This is a genomic window from Methylobacterium sp. C33D (genome assembly GCF_053345825.1).
The window spans coordinates 1-1992 of record NZ_JBKFAV010000091.1 but is presented as its reverse complement, the minus strand read 5'-3'; the positions used below and the strand labels follow the sequence as shown (position 1 = coordinate 1992).

Genomic DNA, 1992 nt, shown 5'->3' with positions numbered 1-1992 from the left:
CGTGGATCAGAACCGGCGCCAGCTGCCCGACGAAGTCGGCGAGCTCGGCCGCGTCCCGCGGCAGGTACAGGCTGTCGAGGTTGGGCAGGTACAGGAACTCGGGGCCGCGATACGAGACGTGGACCTCCAGGTTGCGGGTCCGGTCGATCTGCAGCAGCACCACGCTCAGGCCCTCGGCCCGGGCCTGCGCGACCATGTCGTCGACGTGCCGCTGGATGCCCCCGCCCCACGAGTGCGTCACGTAGAGCAGCGCCCGCCCCGCGAAGTGCCGGGCCAGCCGCGCCCGGTCGAGCCGCGCCCGCCCGCGCCGGCCGGGATCGGCCTGGACGAACTGCCCGACCCGGGCCGGGTAGTCGGGATGCTTGGCGAGCAGCGCCGCCTGGCCCTGGTCGTACTCGCCGCCCGCGTCGAGCCCGAACGAGATCTGGCCGGCATGGTGGACGAACACGTCCTCGGCGAGCAGGTTGACGAAGCCGGCCTTGGTGGCGCGCAGGCACCAGTCGTTCTCCTCGCCGTAGCCCTTGCCGAAGGCCTCGGCGTCGAGGTCGCCGACGGCGTCGAGGGCGGCGGCGGTCATGTACATGCAGAAGCCGACGCCGGTGGGCACCGGCACGGCGCGGCCGCGGTTGACCTGCGCGGCCATGCGGTCGAGCTCGGGCCGGGCGATCTCGAGCGGCATGGTGTTGTTGGCGTTGAAGCGCGGGTAGGAGCAGATCGTGGCGTTGTTGGACAGGGGCGTGACGCTGCCCACGGGCAGCCCCGCGCCCATTCCCGCCTCTGCGCCTGCCCCAGCCCCTGCCTCCGTGCCGGACCCGGCCTGAGGGTCCGCCTGCGGTTCGGCGTGGGCGACGAGGCGGTCGAGCCAGTCGCCGAAGACTTCGGCGTCGGAGTTGAGCAGGACGACGGCGCGGCCCTGGCGCAGGCCGAGGGCGCGGTTGACCGAGCGGACGAAGCCGAGGTTCCGCTCGTTCTCGACGAGGTGGAACAGGCCGCGGCCGGCGAGGGCGGCGAGCTCCGCGGTGAGCTGCGGGTCGGGGGAGCGGTCGTTGACGGCGAGCAGGGTGAAGGGGGTGGCCTGGGGCGCCGACAGGCAGGCGTGGAGGGCGCGCAGGGTCTCGCCGCGGCCCTTGTAGACCGGGACGATGACGACGACGCGGGCCTGCGCGATGGGCAGGGCCGGGGGCAGGCGGTCCCACGCGTCGGAAGCGGGGGCCTCCATCGGCGGGTAGGTGCCGAGATCCTCGGGGCAGCCCATCAGCCCGGCGACCCGGCCCGTGCGCACGTAGTGCAGGAACGGCGACTCCCCCGGGGCGAGGAGGTGACCGTAGGTCTCCCGGTAGAACGCGATCGAGAAGGTCGCGCTCGGGTCGCGCCCCTCGTGCTGCCCGTAGGCGACGAAGTGGGCGAGCGGCCCGCCGGGGGCCTGGGCGGCGTCGGGGTTGCGCTTGGCGTAGAAGGCGGCGTCGAAGAACGGCGCGACCGTCCGGGCCTCGTCGGCCAGCGCCGCCTCCCGCGAATCCGGCGTGCCGTAGCGGGGGTGGAAGGCACCGGCCGCGATGTCGGTGCCGTGCATCAGCGCCGTGGCGAGGCGGTGCACGAGGGGCGCGAGGCCCGTCTCGCGCATCCCGGGATGCGCGTCGGCGTAGGCCTGCCCGTCGAAGTCGGGCCTGGGATTGCGGCCCTTCCGCCAGCCGGTGTCGCAGTAGTCGCGCACCGCGTCGTCGGCCTCCGACAGCCCGTAGCGCGCCCGGTAGAAGCCGTGGTCGAAATGCCCCGCCACCAGCCGCGCCTGCAGGTCCAGCAGCGCGTCCCGGTCGAGGGTCTCCCGCCCGATCGCCCCGAGCCAGCCGGTGTCCTCCACCGGTGCCCGCGCCGGCCGCAGCCCGCAGACCCGCAGCAGCGCCGCCAGCGTCGAGCGCCCCGGGCCGGGATCGCGCAGCTCCCGCCAGCCCGCCTCGGCGAAGTGCAGGAACGGCTCGCGCCCGCCCACGT

1 protein-coding gene is annotated in these 1992 nt (G+C 74.7%); it reads right to left on the bottom strand.

Features of this window, described 5'->3' with window-relative positions:
* The coding region (locus tag ACLBXO_RS31450) for a glycosyltransferase family 2 protein (RefSeq protein ID WP_447687875.1) at positions 1-1992 on the bottom strand (1992 nt) is incomplete at both ends.